Genomic DNA, 13,832 nt, shown 5'->3' on the forward strand with positions numbered 1-13,832 from the left:
AGCATATCCCTAATCTTCCCGGATTGCGTAACCAGCCCCGCGGATGGTGCGGATGACATCGGGCATGCGGCCATTGTTGACCGCCTTGCGCAGCCGGCCGACATGCACGTCGACCGTGCGTTCGTCGATGTAGATCGTCTCGCCCCAGACATTGTCGAGCAGTTGGCTGCGCGAGAACACACGGCCGGGATGGCGCATCATGAATTCGAGCAGGCGGAATTCGGTCGGTCCGAGCCGGATCTCGCTCTTCTTGCGATAGACCCTGTGCGATTCACGATCGAGCACGATGTCGCCGACCTTGAGCACGCTGGACAGCACTTCCGGCTTGGCGCGGCGCAGCAGCGCCTTGACCCTGGCCATGAACTCCGGCGTCGAGAACGGCTTGACCAGATAATCGTCGGCGCCTGTCGAGAGGCCCCGCACACGATCGCTTTCCTCGCCACGCGCGGTCAGCATGATGATCGGCAGCCGCTCGGTCTCGGGACGCATCCTTAGCCGGCGGCAGAGTTCGATTCCGGACACTGCTGGCACCATCCAGTCCAGCACCAGAAGGTCGGGGACGTTCTCCTGCAGGCGGATCTCGGCCTCGTCGCCGCGCGTCACCACCTCGACCTGGTAACCCTCGGACTCCAGATTGTAACGGAGCAGCACACCTAGCGGCTCCTCGTCCTCCACCACCATGATGCGTGGCGCGATCATCGACTGGTCACCCCTGCCGTCATGCCGCCGGCGCGGACATTGCCGTCTCGTCCTGCTTCGGACGATTGGCGGGCAGCTGCGTGCCGGTCAAAACATAGTACGCATTTTCCGCGATGTTGGTGACGTGATCGCCGATGCGTTCGAGGTTCTTGGCGCAGAACAAAAGATGCGTGCAGGCGGTGATGTTGCGCGGGTCTTCCATCATGTAGGTCAGGAGTTCGCGGAACACGGAGGTGTATTTGACGTCGATGCGCTCGTCGTCGGCGCGCAGCTTCGCCAGCGCCGCCGCGTCGCGCGCCGTATATTCCTCGATGACGCCCTGTACCTGGATCAGCACCAGCTGCGCCATTGCGTCGATGGAGTGCGACAGGTCGCGCGGGGTGACACTGAGGCCGACGGTGCCGACGCGCTTGGCGATGTTCTTGGCAAGGTCGCCAATACGCTCGAGGTCGCCGGCCATGCGGATCGAACCGACGACATGACGCAGATCGTCGGCCATCGGCTGACGCTTGGCGATCAGTGTGATGGCGCGGTCGTCGAGCTCGCGCTGGCGCGCGTCCATGATCGCATCGTCGGAGACGACGCGCTGCGCCAGGGCGTTGTCGGAATTCAGCAGCGCCTTGGTGGCGCCGCCGACCATCGAGCCGGCGAGGTCGCCCATGTCGCGGATCAGCCTGCTGATCTGTCCGAGATCCTCGTCGAAAGAAGCGACTGTGTGTTCGCCCATGATCTTAGTCCTCGTATGCCTGAGCTCAGCCGAAGCGGCCGGTGATGTAGTCCTGCGTGCGCTTCTCGCGGGGCGACGTGAAGATCTTCTCGGTGCGGTCGAACTCGACCAGTTCGCCCAGATACATGAAGGCGGTCTGCTTCGACACGCGCGCCGCCTGCTGCATGTTGTGGGTGACGATGACGATCGTGTAGTCGGCTTGCAACTCGTCGATCAGCTCTTCGATCTTGGCGGTCGACAGCGGGTCAAGCGCCGAGGCCGGCTCGTCGAGCAGGATGACTTCCGGCTTCACCGCCACGGTGCGGGCGATGCAGAGTCGCTGCTGCTGGCCGCCGGAGAGGCTGAGGCCGCTGGCGTTGAGCTTGTCCTTGACCTCGGTCCACAGTGCGGCGCGCTTCAGCGCCTGCTCGACACGGCCATCCATCTCGGACTTGCTGATCTTCTCGTAGAGCCTGACGCCGAAGGCGATGTTCTCATAGATCGACATCGGGAACGGAGTCGGCTTCTGGAACACCATGCCGATCTTGGTCCGCAGCAGGTTGAGGTCCTGCGAGCGGTCGAGAACGTTCTGGCCGTCGAGCAGCACCTGGCCCTCGGCCGTCTGCTTGGGATAGAGCTCGTAGATGCGGTTGAAGACGCGCAGCAGCGTCGACTTCCCGCAGCCCGAAGGTCCGATGAAGGCGGTGACGCTGCGCTCGGGCAGCGACAACGTGATGTCCTTCAGCGCCTTGCTCTGGCCGTAGTAGAAGTTGAGGTTCTTGACCTCGATCTTGGCCTTGCCGGCAATTGCCTCGGCGGCGATCGTCATGTCTGGAGACAACATCTGGCTCATTTGTCCTCTCTGCGTCCGGTCAGGCTGCGAGCAAAGATGCTGAGCGCGAGAACCGTCAATGTGATGATGAGTGCACCGGTCCAGGCCAGTTGCTGCCATTCCTCGTAAGGGCTGAGAGCGAACTGGAAGATGGTCACAGGCAGGCTGGCCATCGGCGCGTTGAGATTGCTCGACCAGAACTGATTGTTGAGCGCCGTAAAGAGCAGTGGCGCCGTCTCGCCGGAGATACGGGCGATCGACAGCAATATGCCGGTAACGATGCCGGAAAGGGCGGCGCGGTAAGCGACCGACTTGATGACCACCCAGCGCGGCGCGCCGATCGCGGTGCCGGCCTCGCGCAACGCGTTCGGCACCAGGTTGAGCATGTCCTCGGTGGTGCGCACGACGACCGGGATGACCAGGATGGCAAGCGCGACGGCGCCGGCGATCGCCGAGAAATGCCCCATCGGCCGGACCATCAGTTCATAGACGAACAGGCCGATGATGATCGAGGGCGCCGACAAAAGGATGTCGTTGATGAAGCGCACCACGGTGGTGAGCTTCGAAAAGCGTCCGTATTCGGCCATGTAGGTGCCGGCCAGCACGCCGATCGGTGTACCGACGACGACGCCGATGATGGTCATCATGATGCTGCCGTAGATGGCGTTGAGCAGGCCACCGGCATCGCCGGGCGGCGGCGTCATTTCGGTGAACACCGCGAGATTGACGCCGGACAGGCCCTTGTACAGCAGCGCGCCGAGGATGAGCGCCAGCCAGGCAAGTCCGATGCCCGCGGCGGCGACGCACAGCGTCATCATCACGGAATTCTTCCTCTTGCGGCTCTGATGAAGCGATGTGGCTGTCGACATCGGTCAGGCTCCCGTGCGGGCGTCAATGCGCATCAGCATGTAGCGTGCGATGGCGAGGATCAGGAAGGTGATGACGAACAGGATCAGGCCGAGCGCCACCAGCGAAGAGGTATAGAGATCGCCGACGGCTTCGGTGAATTCATTGGCGATGGTCGCGGAGATCGTCGTTGCCGGCGCGAACAGCGAGGTGCTGATGCGGTGCGCGTTGCCGATCACGAAGGTCACCGCCATGGTTTCGCCGAGCGCGCGGCCAAGGCCGAGCATGACGCCGCCCATGATGCCGATCCTTGTGTAGGGAATGACCACGCGGCGGGTCACTTCCCAGGTCGTGCAGCCGATGCCGTAGGCGGACTCTTTCAGCACCGGCGGCACCGTGTCGAAGACGTCCTTGGTGATCGAGGTGATGAAAGGCAGCACCATGATGGCAAGGATCAGCGACGACGTCAAAAGGCCGATGCCGTAGGGCGGACCGGCAAACAGGCTGTTGAGGCCGGGAATGCCGTGGAACGCGCTGATGATGAAGGGCTGCACGGTCGTCTGCAGGAAGGGCGCCAGCACGAACAGGCCCCAGATGCCGTAGATGATCGAAGGGATGCCGGCGAGCAGTTCAACCGCCATGCCGATCGGACGCCGCAGCGGGCGCGGACAAAGCTCTGTGAGGAAGATGGCGATGCCGATGCCAAGCGGCACGGCAATCAGGATGGCGATGGCGGAGGTGATGATGGTGCCGTAGATCGGCGCCAGCGCACCGAATTTCTCCGTCACCGGATTCCAGCTTTCGCTGGTCAGGAAGGAGAAGCCAAAGGTCGACAGGGCTTGCCAGGAGCCGGCAAACAGCGAGATCGCAACACCGCCGAGCAAGACCAGCACCAGTATGGCGGCGGCACGGGTCATTCCGTGGAAGATCGCGTCGGTCAGCGCGAAACGTCTGACAGTCGCGTCGCGCGAACCTCGAATGGCTGGCAAGGCTTCCTGGACAGCACTCATGTGAAGCTCGGCTCTTTGAATTGAGGGAAAAGGAGCGCCGCGGCGCGGCGCTCCTTCAAAGGGATGTTATTCGCCGACGTAGACGGGCTTGCCGTCAGCCTGGATGTCGGCCTTCCACGAAGCCTTGATCAGGTCGACGACGCTGTCGGGGATCGAGACGTAGTCGAGACCCTTGGCGGTTTCTTTGCCGTCCTTGTAGGCCCAGGCAAAGAACTTCAGCGCTTCGCCGGTCGCGGCGGCGTCATCGGGGGTCTTGTGGATCAGCACCCAGGTCGAAGCAGCGATCGGCCAGGTGGCATCACCGGGTTCGTTGGTGATGATGACGTTGAAGTTCTTCGCGCCCTTGAAGTCGGCATTCGAAGCAGCCGAGCCGAAGGATTCGAGCGACGGCTCGACGACCTTGCCGGCGGCATTCAACATCTTGGAGTACGACAGGTTGTTCTGCTTGGCGTAGGCATACTCGACGTAGCCGATGCCGCCGTCGGTCTGCTTGACGGTGTTGGCAACGCCTTCGCTGCCCTTAGCGCCGACGCCGGTCGGCCATTCGACCGCGGTGTCCGAACCAACCTTGTCCTTCCAGTCGGGCGACAGCTTGACCAGATAGTCGGTGAAGTTGAAGGTCGTGCCCGAGCCGTCCGAACGGTGGACGACGGCGATCGCCGTCGACGGCAGGGTCAGGGTCGGGTTCAGCGCCTTGATCGCGGCGTCGTCCCAGGTGGTGATGGCGCCAAGGTAGATCTGCGCAATCGTCTTGCCGTCAAGGATGAGTTCGCCCGGCTTGACGCCCGTCAGGTTGACGATCGGCACGATGCCGCCCATCACCATCGGGAACTGCACGAGGCCGTTCTTTTCCAGATCGGCATCGGACATCGGCTTGTCGGTGGCGCCGAAGGTCACGGTCTTGGCGATGACCTGCTTGATGCCGCCGCCCGAACCGATCGACTGGTAGTTGAGGCCGACGCCGGTGTCTTTCTTATAGGTGTCGGCCCACTTGGCGAACACCGGATAGATGAAGGTCGAGCCGGCGCCGGAAAGGTCCGCGGCCATGGCTGCAGAAAGGGTGACGGTAGACGCTGTGGCCATTGCAATCGCAACGACCGCTGAGCGGATGAAATGTCTCATGTGGCCTGCTCCTGTTCGGAAGATGGTCTCTCGGCGCCATCCTCTCGGCGCCCGCTGAGGCCAATAGCCTTCGATTATAACAGTCGCATGACAGTTTCATGTCACCCCGGTAACGCGTCATCGGGGCGGGGAAAATGCCGGCAGGCAGGCGCTTGCGGCGGAAACCGGCTTTGTGCCCGGAATCAGGCACTTGCGCCGTTTCTGACCGAGAGCGACCTGCGGTTTCGCGATCAACGCCTCGGCAAAGAAAATCCGGACGGGAACGCGTTGCTCTCAGCCATTTGTCGTGGCCGGGCCATCGCCGAAAACAGGTCCGTTGGGGTAGGTTGACGCTGTCTCATGCCGGCGGTCGCTGCTCCCGCCCGTAACTGGAAGAGCGGAATTCGAATGTGGCCATTGTCTCGGCTGGGCGCCGCCTTGGATATGGTGCGATCGCGCCATAGTCTTGCCTCAGCGGGGGGTCGCGAATCTCCGCCGAGTCCTCTCGGGCAAGCCGGATGCAACGCCGGCCTTACCCGGCGTTGCGCTGAGCCTGGCGGCTGGCGCCGACCCAGCGCTCGACCTTCTCGAGCAAGGCCCTTGGGCTGATCGGCTTGGGCAGGTAGTCGTCCATGCCGGCCTCCAGGCAGCGTTCGCGATCGCCCTTCAGCGCATGCGCGGTGACGCCCACGATCGGCACACGCGTGCCGGTTTCTTCCTCCAGCCGGCGAATGGCGGCGGTGGCTTCGAGCCCGTTCATCTCCGGCATCGAGACATCCATAAGGATCATGGACGGATTGAGCCGGCCGAAGGCGTCGAGCGCCTTGCGGCCATTGCCGACGATCTCGAAACCATAGCCGGTCTCGCCGAGAATCTGGGTGAACACCATCTGGTTCACCTCATTGTCCTCGGCCACCAGGATATCCAGCCTGTCGCCACCGGCCGTCGCGGGTGGCCGGGGGCGGACCAAGGGCGGCTGCAACAGCGCCCGTTGTTCCGACGCCGGCGGCGGTGGCCGCACAACCTTGCCTGGAGGGATGTCGGCTGCCGGCGGCTGGGTGTCGGCCGTGTTGTGGCGATGCCGCTGGATCGTCGCAACCAGCGTTTCCAGCAGCACCGATGACCGCGCCGGCTTGATCAGCTGCGCATCGATGCCGAGATCGCGATAGCTGGTGTTGGCGAGCGACTGGTCGACCGAGGTCAGCATGATGATCGGCGTGCCGGCAAGGCCGGCGGTGTTGCGCACGATCCGCGCCATTTCGGCGCCGCTCATGCCCGGCATCTGGTAGTCGAGCACGACGCAGTCGACCGGCACGCCATAGGCGGCGGCCGCGATCAGCACCTTGAGACCCTCGGCGCCGCTTTCGGCCGCGCAGGAATCGAACGTCCACGATGTCATCTGTTCCGTGAGGATGGCCCGGTTGACGGCATTGTCGTCGACGATCAACACGCGCGCGCCGGTCACGTCGACAGGCGTGATGCGTTGCCCGTTCTGCTGTCCGGCCCTCGGCAGCGTGACCGTAAACCAGAAGGTCGAGCCCTTGCCTTCGGCGCTCTCGACACCGATGTCGCCGCCCATCAGTTCGACGAGCCGCGAAGTGATGGCAAGACCAAGGCCGGTTCCCTCGTGCCGCCTCGTCGACGAGGTGTCGACCTGGCTGAATTTCTCGAACACGAGTTTCAGCTTTTCCTCGGGGATACCTATGCCGGTATCGGTGACCGAGATCGTCAGTTTCGTCCCGGTCGGAACTCTTTCGCCGGTGACATCGACCAGCACATGGCCTTCATCGGTGAACTTCACCGCGTTGCCGAGCAGGTTGGTGACGATCTGCCTGATGCGGCCGACATCGCCCACGAACAGGCTCTCGAGACGAGGCTCGATGCGCACGATGAGCTCGAGATCCTTCTCCTTGGCGCGTGTCGACACCAGTGTCGCCACATCCTCGATCGCCTCGGCAAGGTTGAAGGGCGCCGGATCGAGCACCAGCTGGCCGGCGTCGATCTTGGAGAAATCCAGGATGTCGTTGATGATGGTGAGCAGCGCATTGCCCGATTTGACGATGATGTCGGTGAACGTCTTCTGTTTCGAGTTGAGGTCCGATTTGGCCAGCAGTTCGGCCATGCCGAGCACGCCGTTCATCGGCGTGCGGATCTCGTGGCTCATATTGGCGAGGAATTCCGACTTGGCGCGGTCGGCGAGCACGGCACGCTGCCGTGCCTCGCGCAGCTCGGCCTCGCGCGTCTTCAATTCGGTGATGTCGGTGGTCGATCCGATCAGGTACAGCGAACCGTCGGAGGCGATCATCGCGCCCTTGCGGGCGAACTGATGCCTGACGCTGCCGTCGGCCAACGTCACCGTCTCTTCGACCTCCTGGGTTTCACCGGTGCGCAGCACCGCAAGGTCGCTGCCGACAAAGGCTTCGCCGTCCGGCCCGAATATCTCGATGTCGGTCTTGCCGATCGCCTCTTCCTTGGCGAAGCCGGTCAGGTCGCACCAGCCCTTGTTGACATAGAACTGCCTGAGATCGGAGCGCTTGGCGTAGATCGACACCGGTACGTTGTCGATCAGGCTGCGGAACACCTCGTTCTCGCGCATGCTTTCTTCCAGCGCGCGCTCGCGCGCCTTGACCTCGGTGATGTCGGTGCTCGAACCGACCAGATGCACCGACCCGTCCAGCGCCACCAGGCGGCTCTTGCGCGTCATCAATTGCCGAACCGTGCCGTCGCGATGGGTGACGGGTTCCTCGACCTCCTTGACGGCGCCGGTCACGGCGACCTCGGTGTCGTCATGGCTGTAGCTATCGCCATCCTGCCCACCGAACAGCTGGCGGTCGGTGCGGCCGATGACCTCCTCCTTGGCGAGACCTGTTATCGCGCACCAGGCCTTGTTGACGAACTCGATGCTCAGGTCCTGCGCCTTGATGAAGGCAGCCACCGGTAGCTCGTCCAGCACGTGGCGGAACAGATCGATCTGGCGCATCGAGTCGCGCAACGCCTTCTCGCGGCTCTTGATCTCGGAGATGTCAACGCGAACGCCGATGAACGTGCCATCGTCGGTCCGCATGTCGTAGACCTGATACCAGCGGCCATCGGGGTTGTGACGTTCGAACGAGGAACTGGACAGGCGGTAGCGGGCAAGGATCGCATCCAGCCAGCGATCGGGGTCGCCGTCGTAGAGCGTGTCGACTTGCGGGTCTCCGCTGTTGCGGAAATATCCGTTCGAATGACCGAGGACGAGCGCTTCGCGAAGTGTACAGCCGGGCTGCCATGCCGGCCTCAAAGCCGGCAGCGTGTCCTGGATCTTGCGGTTGGCGAAAACGAACTTGTCGTCGCGGTCGTAAATGATGACGGCCGCCGGCAGGGATTCCAGCACGCTGGCGAGATGCTTGCGCGCATCTTCGGCCTCGGTCTCGCGGCGCTTCATGTCGGAAATGTCGAACAGGAAGCCGGCGACGTAGTTGCGGCCGCTGGCCATGCCGACGCGGCTCTTCCTGACGATCCGCGAGCGGCTGGCGCCATCGGCCTCGAAATTTTCTTCGACTTCGTAGGCACGCCCGCTGGCAAGCACGTCCCGTTCGCTCTGTTCGAAAAGCGCGACATTGCTGCCTGAGACGAAATCACCGCCGGGCTTGCCAAGCATGGCTTGCGGCGTCTGGCCAAACAAGGCGGCGAACGCCTCGTTGACGAACACAAACCGCAACTGGTCGTCCTTGACGAAGATCGGATCCTTGACGGCGTTGATCACCGCTTCCGCCAGCCGCGCTTTCTCCAGCGCGTCGGCAAGTTCGGCCTCGCGATCCTTCATGTCGGTGACGTCGACATAGGAGATCAGCCGCTTGCCGCCGGCCAGCGGCGCCATCGACGAGATCAGCGTGCGGCCGTCATTGCGCGGGAACTGTCGCGATCCGGCGGTGCCGGCCCTGATTTCCGCCTCGCGATCGGCGATGTGCCGCTGCCATGTCGCCTCGTCGGTACCATACGGGTCGACGTCGCGGCTGGCGTCCATCAGCTCGCGGAAGCTGCAGCCGATCTCGGCGCGCCGGGCGTCGATCTGCCAGAAATCGTAGAAGGCACGGTTGATGACTTCGGCGCGCAAATCGGCATCGAGGACGAGGACACCGATCGGCATCTGGTCGACCATGGCGCGAAGGTTGGCGAAGGTCTCCGCGGTCCTGGCATTGGCGTTCTCGACTTCGGCGTCGCGAAGCTTCAGATCGGTTATGTCGTAGTAGGTCAGCAGGCGCTTGCCGCCGGACAGGGCAGTGACCGAGAACATCATGGTCCTGCCGTCGGCATGGGGGAACTCGCGTGGCGCAACGGAGCCGGCGCGGATCTCCTCGATGCGGGTGGCGAGGTAGCGCTGCCATTGCTGTTCGTCGATATCGCCATAGATGCCGTTGCGGCGGTTGAGTTCCATCAACAGGCTGAACGGGGCGCCGACGGTCACGGCACCGTCCGGGATCCTGGAGAGGTCGCGATAGGCCTTGTTGACGATCAGCGTATCGAGCCTCGCGTCCAGAAGCACGACGCCCATGTGCATGGCGTCCATCGTCCGCTCTAGATCGGCAAGATGCTGGACGGGTTCGCTATCCGCCGCAGGCTTCTGCTCCAGAGCCCCGAAGGCGCCGGCCAGCGCCGTGACGTTGCGGCCAATGCCGCGATAGCCGGCAAATCCTCCCTCGCCATCGAACCTTGGAAAGCCCGACGTCAAGATCCAGCGGCAATCGGAGCGGCCGCCTTTCAGCTCATGCACGAAGTCGCGAAACGGCCGATGCGCCTGCAGATCCGCCAGATGCGCGGCACCGCTGCGGTCGTCGTTCAGGACCTGGTCGAGGAAGTCGAAGCGGAACCGGCCAAGCACATCAGCCGGATCGATGCCGGTGGCTGCCTGGTAGTTTTGCGAGAGCCAGGAGAAGCGCAGTTCGGCGTCGGTCTCCCAGACCCAGTCCGAACCGGCTTCGACCAGCTGGCGAAGCGCGTCGGTCGAATCCCTGCCCGCAGGGGACGGTAATGCAGCGTCGCCATGCGCTGCCGATTTGCGAGGCTCGCGCTTGCCGCGCGCGCCGATTGTGTCGTCCGCTTCCGCCATGCCGTCCCACCCGAAAACCAAGGCCGAACCCTCCCCCGCGGTTCGTCGCCGGAATGTGCCCGACAAGCATTAACGATCCGCTAACCTTAATGGGCGGTTAGATATTTCGGTCGACACGGCCTGCGTTATTCCGCCGGCTTGCCGGCAGGATTGAAGCCGCTATATAAGCTTCAAGGGATATTGCGGATGGTTGGACGGATCTCGCCTTGCTTCATGGGGCTGATGCTGCTTTTCGGGAGCGGCTGCTCGCGCACCTATGATGGCACCGTGGTCATCCCGAGGCCGCTCGATGTCAGGCGTTTCTGGGATCGTCCGCCACCACGTGTCGAATACGAGCAGGTTGAAGACGGCGCCTTTCCGGTGGCGCCGCAGCCGCCACAGCGACTTTCCGAGCGCAGGGTGGTGACCCATGCCCCGCCAAGACGGCACCGGACGAGGGTCTCGACCGCGCCGGCCTCCGCGTCTGAACCGGCGAAGCTGCTGACGTGCAGAAACGTCACCGAGCCCGGCAAGAGAGCTCGCATGGTCTGCGAATAGCGATCGATTGGCAAATGCCTGTCATCAAGCTCTGCGTTCAGAGCGAGGCAGCGCCCTTTTTGGGTTCTCTCGCACCGAGCTTGTCGAGTGCGAGACGTACCTGACGCAAATCGTCCTGCCAGCCATCATCGTCGCCCATCGGGCTCTCCGACGCAGCCCGCTGCAGCCCACGAGCCTCGGATTCGATCTCGCGCAGTTCAGCGATTTTCTGTTCGGTGGTCAGGGAGCCGTCTTCGACGATCTCCAGCACCCTCATTTCCCTGAACGTTGCCATGGCGTTTCTCCTGGCTGATGTCTATCACAACGCCGTGAGCGTCCCTCTGTTCCAACTGTCCTTGTGTTCCAGACCATCCTTTATTTGTGTTTGAGCTTGAAACCTTTGCCTGGGCTTCAGCGTTGAATGGGCCAGGAGAGAGGAGAACGCAGATGTCGATCCACTTCACGGTTTCGGACCTGACAAGGAACCTGTTTCACTCGCTGGGGCTGGATCACGAGCGTGCACCAAGGCCCCTCAATGCCGAGCAAAGCCTGTTGCTGGAATGTTATCTGGCCGGCCAGGTTCCGGAATCGGCCTGGAACGATTATGTCTTCGAGACGCCTGACCTTGCCCGGCATGCCGAGGCGAGGCGCAGTCACCACTGAACCAGCATACGCCAAGAGCTGAGTGCACCGCCGTGGCAAGGCGGTTCCGGCTTCCCTGTCGCCTTACTTGGGAGACGTGAATTGCAACGTGAACACGTTGCCGGCGACGCCTTGGGCCAACTTCGACGAGAAGGTCAGGGGCAGGCAATTCTGCAAGGCCGTCGTCGCCGCGTCGACAAAAAATTTTTTCGCCTTGGCGTCGCCGTTCACATGGATGGCTGTCGGCCTCGGGGGGCCGATCAGCGTGCCGTCCCGCTTGAAGCTGAAGCTCAAGGTAACGCTGGCAATTCCGGCATCCGCCGGCGGCGTCCAGCATGCCTGGATCGCAGCCCCGACATCGCTCATGGTGTTGAGTTCAGCGGCATTTGAAGGATGAACGGCGCCTGCCAGCATCATCCCCGCAACCACAGCCTGCCTCGCAACGCTTTTCATCGCCAGCCCTCGTCTCACTCCTGACCGGCAGTCCATGCCGACTGCCGAAATGGATGGTAAGGCCAATGCCGGCAATGACAATATCTCTGGGCAAAAAGTTGACGCCGAAAATGCGACACCGGAGCAATTCCAGGAAAGGTGTGAAACGAGTTTTCCGTCTGGAATTGCGTTAAAACAAGAAGATAGGACGTCACGTCGACAGTGAGCGAAAGCAAAAAGGCCGGCATTGCGCCGACCTTTCCTTCCACCTCGGCGCCAGTACATCCGTGGTCGCGGGGTGAATTATCGGCAGTAGACAGGGCTTTGGTTAACGAATCCTTAACCTGGGACCCTTTAACCTCAGGCCTTGGCTTGCGATCTCACATAGGCGATGTAGCCGCGCACGTCGCCGGCAGGCTCGGCGTACGCCTTGCCGAGCTTCTTCTCGATCGCCGCCATATACTCCTTGGCCCATTTGGGCAGAGGATAATCGACGACCGCCAGGAACTCGAGCGTCGCCGCCAGGCGGATGTCGGCGATCGACGGGTTCTTGCCGCCGATGAACGGCTTGCCGTCCCTGAAGAAACTGTGGAAGACCTCCAGCGGCTCGGCAATCGCGGCCATCGCGGCCTTCTGGGCTTCGGACTTCTTGTCGGGGTGCGCGTCGCTATGGCCGACCTCGCCGGCATATTGCGGGAAGCCAAGGAACGGATAGGTGGCGCGCGCCACATAGGGGTAGAGCGTACCGACCAGATAGAACATGGCACTATCGATCATAGCCCGCTTGGCCGGCGCCTTGGGATAGAATTTCTCCAGCCCGTGCTTGTTCGCCAGATACTGCATGATGGCGCAGCTTTCCCACAACACGCCCCTGGGAAGGCCTTTGTCCTCGATCATCGGCGTCAAATGCGAGGGGTTTCGCGCCGTGAATTCGGGCGAGCGGGTGTGGCCCCACGCATCGGTCTCGTCGGCGCCCAGCCCGGCCGCGCGCGCGAACACCCGAACGGTCATGTTGTTGACGCTGGGCTTCAGCATGCTCAGCTTCACGGCAGGTTTCTTAGCCGGCTTCGCCTTGGCCTTCGCGGCGGGCTTGGCAGCAGCCTTCACCGCTGGTTTTGCCGCCGCTTTCGCCACCGGTTTTGCGGCCACCTTGGCCGCCGGTTTTTTCGCGCTCTTCGTAGCTGTCTTGGCCATTTGTTCCTCCCTCTGGCTTGTTCAGTATGGGTTCTTCGGTGCCCGGTCGTCCGACAAGGTTGCGCGGGAACGCTCGACGAGCGCCTGGATCGCATCGGCGAGATGCACTTCCGCAATGTTGTAGTCGCCGCGCGCGACACGCAGCCTATGCGCTTCCATCAACACATCGGCATGGGTGAAACCCGCCGGCGGTTCGAAGCGGTAGGAGGCAAGTTCGATCAGCAGGCCGAGCGGATCCTCGAAATAAATCGAATCCATGAAGCCGCGATCCTTGACGCCGCTGTGCTTGATGCCGCGCTCGTCGAGCCGGCCAACCGCCTGCAGGAAGGTAACGCGCGACACCGAAAAGGCGATGTGGTGGACGCAACCTGGATCGGTCGGCGTGCGTCGCTTCTCGGGCGTGCGGGTCTCATCGGTGAAGATGGTGATCAGCCGGCCGTCGCCCGGATCGAAATAGAGGTGGCTCTCTTTTGCCTTGTCGAGGTTGGGTTGCTCGAAAATGAACGGCATGCCGAGCACGCCTTCCCAAAAATCGATCGAGGTCTGGCGCCCGGCGCCGACCAGCGTGATGTGATGCACGCCCTGCGATTGCAGTTTCTGCATTAGCCTTCCTCCCCGCGTGGCATCAACTGCCAGTCTGGATCCCCGGCGTTCTGCGCGCCGCTCGAGCCGTGCCTCAGGATCCAAGCCGCAATGCTAATGCAATCGGCCCCGCTGCGCCAGAAGCGACGAGAGCAGCCAAGGGCGGACGATGGTGGAGACGGC

At 62.8% G+C, this 13,832-nt stretch carries 13 protein-coding genes; 2 read left to right on the forward strand and 11 right to left on the reverse strand.

Going from position 1 to position 13,832, the window contains the following annotated elements:
• Positions 1–9 precede the first annotated feature (9 nt).
• The 7 genes from phoB to AC1DZP_RS01700 all read right to left on the reverse strand — a co-directional run bounded on the left by phoB (position 10) and on the right by AC1DZP_RS01700 (position 10,283).
• Complete coding sequence (phoB, locus tag AC1DZP_RS01670) at positions 10–699, reverse strand: phosphate regulon transcriptional regulator PhoB (RefSeq protein ID WP_010911896.1); 690 nt, start codon at positions 697–699, stop codon at positions 10–12.
• A 19-nt stretch (positions 700–718) separates the two neighbouring features.
• Positions 719–1,426: a phosphate signaling complex protein PhoU gene (phoU, locus tag AC1DZP_RS01675; RefSeq protein ID WP_095089319.1), complete on the reverse strand. Its 708-nt coding sequence runs from the start codon at positions 1,424–1,426 to the stop codon at positions 719–721.
• Between the two features lie 25 nt (positions 1,427–1,451).
• On the reverse strand, positions 1,452–2,258 hold the full coding sequence (pstB, locus tag AC1DZP_RS01680) for a phosphate ABC transporter ATP-binding protein PstB (RefSeq protein ID WP_095089320.1): 807 nt from the start codon (positions 2,256–2,258) through the stop codon (positions 1,452–1,454).
• Positions 2,255–3,106 (reverse strand): phosphate ABC transporter permease PstA, encoded by an 852-nt coding sequence (gene pstA, locus AC1DZP_RS01685; protein WP_095089321.1) that lies wholly within the window; start codon positions 3,104–3,106, stop codon positions 2,255–2,257. The genes pstB and pstA overlap by 4 nt, the downstream gene beginning before the upstream one ends.
• 3 nt (positions 3,107–3,109) lie before the next feature.
• On the reverse strand, positions 3,110–4,093 hold the full coding sequence (pstC, locus tag AC1DZP_RS01690) for a phosphate ABC transporter permease subunit PstC (protein ID WP_184875813.1): 984 nt from the start codon (positions 4,091–4,093) through the stop codon (positions 3,110–3,112).
• Positions 4,094–4,159: 66 nt separating this feature from the next.
• Entirely contained in the window at positions 4,160–5,215 is a 1,056-nt protein-coding gene (gene pstS / locus AC1DZP_RS01695) for a phosphate ABC transporter substrate-binding protein PstS (protein WP_477299923.1), read from the reverse strand.
• A 511-nt stretch (positions 5,216–5,726) separates the two neighbouring features.
• On the reverse strand, positions 5,727–10,283 hold the full coding sequence (locus AC1DZP_RS01700; protein ID WP_477299924.1) for a PAS domain-containing protein: 4,557 nt from the start codon (positions 10,281–10,283) through the stop codon (positions 5,727–5,729).
• A 186-nt stretch (positions 10,284–10,469) separates the two neighbouring features.
• Here AC1DZP_RS01700 and AC1DZP_RS01705 point away from each other — a divergent pair, with 186 nt between their 5' ends.
• Complete coding sequence (locus AC1DZP_RS01705; protein WP_477227747.1) at positions 10,470–10,820, forward strand: hypothetical protein; 351 nt, start codon at positions 10,470–10,472, stop codon at positions 10,818–10,820.
• A 37-nt stretch (positions 10,821–10,857) separates the two neighbouring features.
• On the opposite strand, the gene AC1DZP_RS01710 is transcribed toward AC1DZP_RS01705, so the two are convergent.
• Positions 10,858–11,094, reverse strand: coding sequence for a hypothetical protein (locus tag AC1DZP_RS01710; RefSeq protein ID WP_095089328.1), 237 nt, complete (start codon positions 11,092–11,094; stop codon positions 10,858–10,860).
• 152 nt (positions 11,095–11,246) lie between these two features.
• Here AC1DZP_RS01710 and AC1DZP_RS01715 point away from each other — a divergent pair, with 152 nt between their 5' ends.
• A complete protein-coding gene (locus AC1DZP_RS01715) occupies positions 11,247–11,462 on the forward strand; it encodes a hypothetical protein (protein WP_477285082.1) in 216 nt (71 codons plus the stop codon).
• Between the two features lie 63 nt (positions 11,463–11,525).
• On the opposite strand, the gene AC1DZP_RS01720 is transcribed toward AC1DZP_RS01715, so the two are convergent.
• The 3 genes from AC1DZP_RS01720 to AC1DZP_RS01730 form a co-directional block, all read right to left on the reverse strand.
• Positions 11,526–11,894, reverse strand: coding sequence for a hypothetical protein (locus AC1DZP_RS01720; protein ID WP_477299925.1), 369 nt, complete (start codon positions 11,892–11,894; stop codon positions 11,526–11,528).
• A gap of 339 nt (positions 11,895–12,233) precedes the next feature.
• Positions 12,234–13,067, reverse strand: a complete 834-nt coding sequence (locus AC1DZP_RS01725) for a glutathione S-transferase family protein (protein ID WP_477299926.1) — start codon at positions 13,065–13,067, stop codon at positions 12,234–12,236.
• Positions 13,068–13,088: 21 nt separating this feature from the next.
• Entirely contained in the window at positions 13,089–13,670 is a 582-nt protein-coding gene (locus AC1DZP_RS01730; protein WP_477299927.1) for a VOC family protein, read from the reverse strand.
• Positions 13,671–13,832: the final 162 nt, after the last annotated feature.

This window comes from Mesorhizobium sp. P2_F8 (assembly GCF_056403655.1).

Coding starts and splice junctions, on each gene's coding strand:
- pstA (WP_095089321.1), bottom strand. CDS start 3,106: ATGTCGACAGCCACATCGCTTCATCAGAGCCGCAAGAGGAAGAATTCC.
- phoU (WP_095089319.1), bottom strand. CDS start 1,426: ATGGGCGAACACACAGTCGCTTCTTTCGACGAGGATCTCGGACAGATC.
- AC1DZP_RS01730 (WP_477299927.1), bottom strand. CDS start 13,670: ATGCAGAAACTGCAATCGCAGGGCGTGCATCACATCACGCTGGTCGGC.
- AC1DZP_RS01700 (WP_477299924.1), bottom strand. CDS start 10,283: ATGGCGGAAGCGGACGACACAATCGGCGCGCGCGGCAAGCGCGAGCCT.
- AC1DZP_RS01705 (WP_477227747.1), top strand. CDS start 10,470: ATGGTTGGACGGATCTCGCCTTGCTTCATGGGGCTGATGCTGCTTTTC.
- AC1DZP_RS01725 (WP_477299926.1), bottom strand. CDS start 13,067: ATGGCCAAGACAGCTACGAAGAGCGCGAAAAAACCGGCGGCCAAGGTG.
- phoB (WP_010911896.1), bottom strand. CDS start 699: ATGATCGCGCCACGCATCATGGTGGTGGAGGACGAGGAGCCGCTAGGT.
- pstS (WP_477299923.1), bottom strand. CDS start 5,215: ATGAGACATTTCATCCGCTCAGCGGTCGTTGCGATTGCAATGGCCACA.
- pstB (WP_095089320.1), bottom strand. CDS start 2,258: ATGAGCCAGATGTTGTCTCCAGACATGACGATCGCCGCCGAGGCAATT.
- pstC (WP_184875813.1), bottom strand. CDS start 4,093: ATGAGTGCTGTCCAGGAAGCCTTGCCAGCCATTCGAGGTTCGCGCGAC.
- AC1DZP_RS01715 (WP_477285082.1), top strand. CDS start 11,247: ATGTCGATCCACTTCACGGTTTCGGACCTGACAAGGAACCTGTTTCAC.
- AC1DZP_RS01720 (WP_477299925.1), bottom strand. CDS start 11,894: ATGAAAAGCGTTGCGAGGCAGGCTGTGGTTGCGGGGATGATGCTGGCA.
- AC1DZP_RS01710 (WP_095089328.1), bottom strand. CDS start 11,094: ATGGCAACGTTCAGGGAAATGAGGGTGCTGGAGATCGTCGAAGACGGC.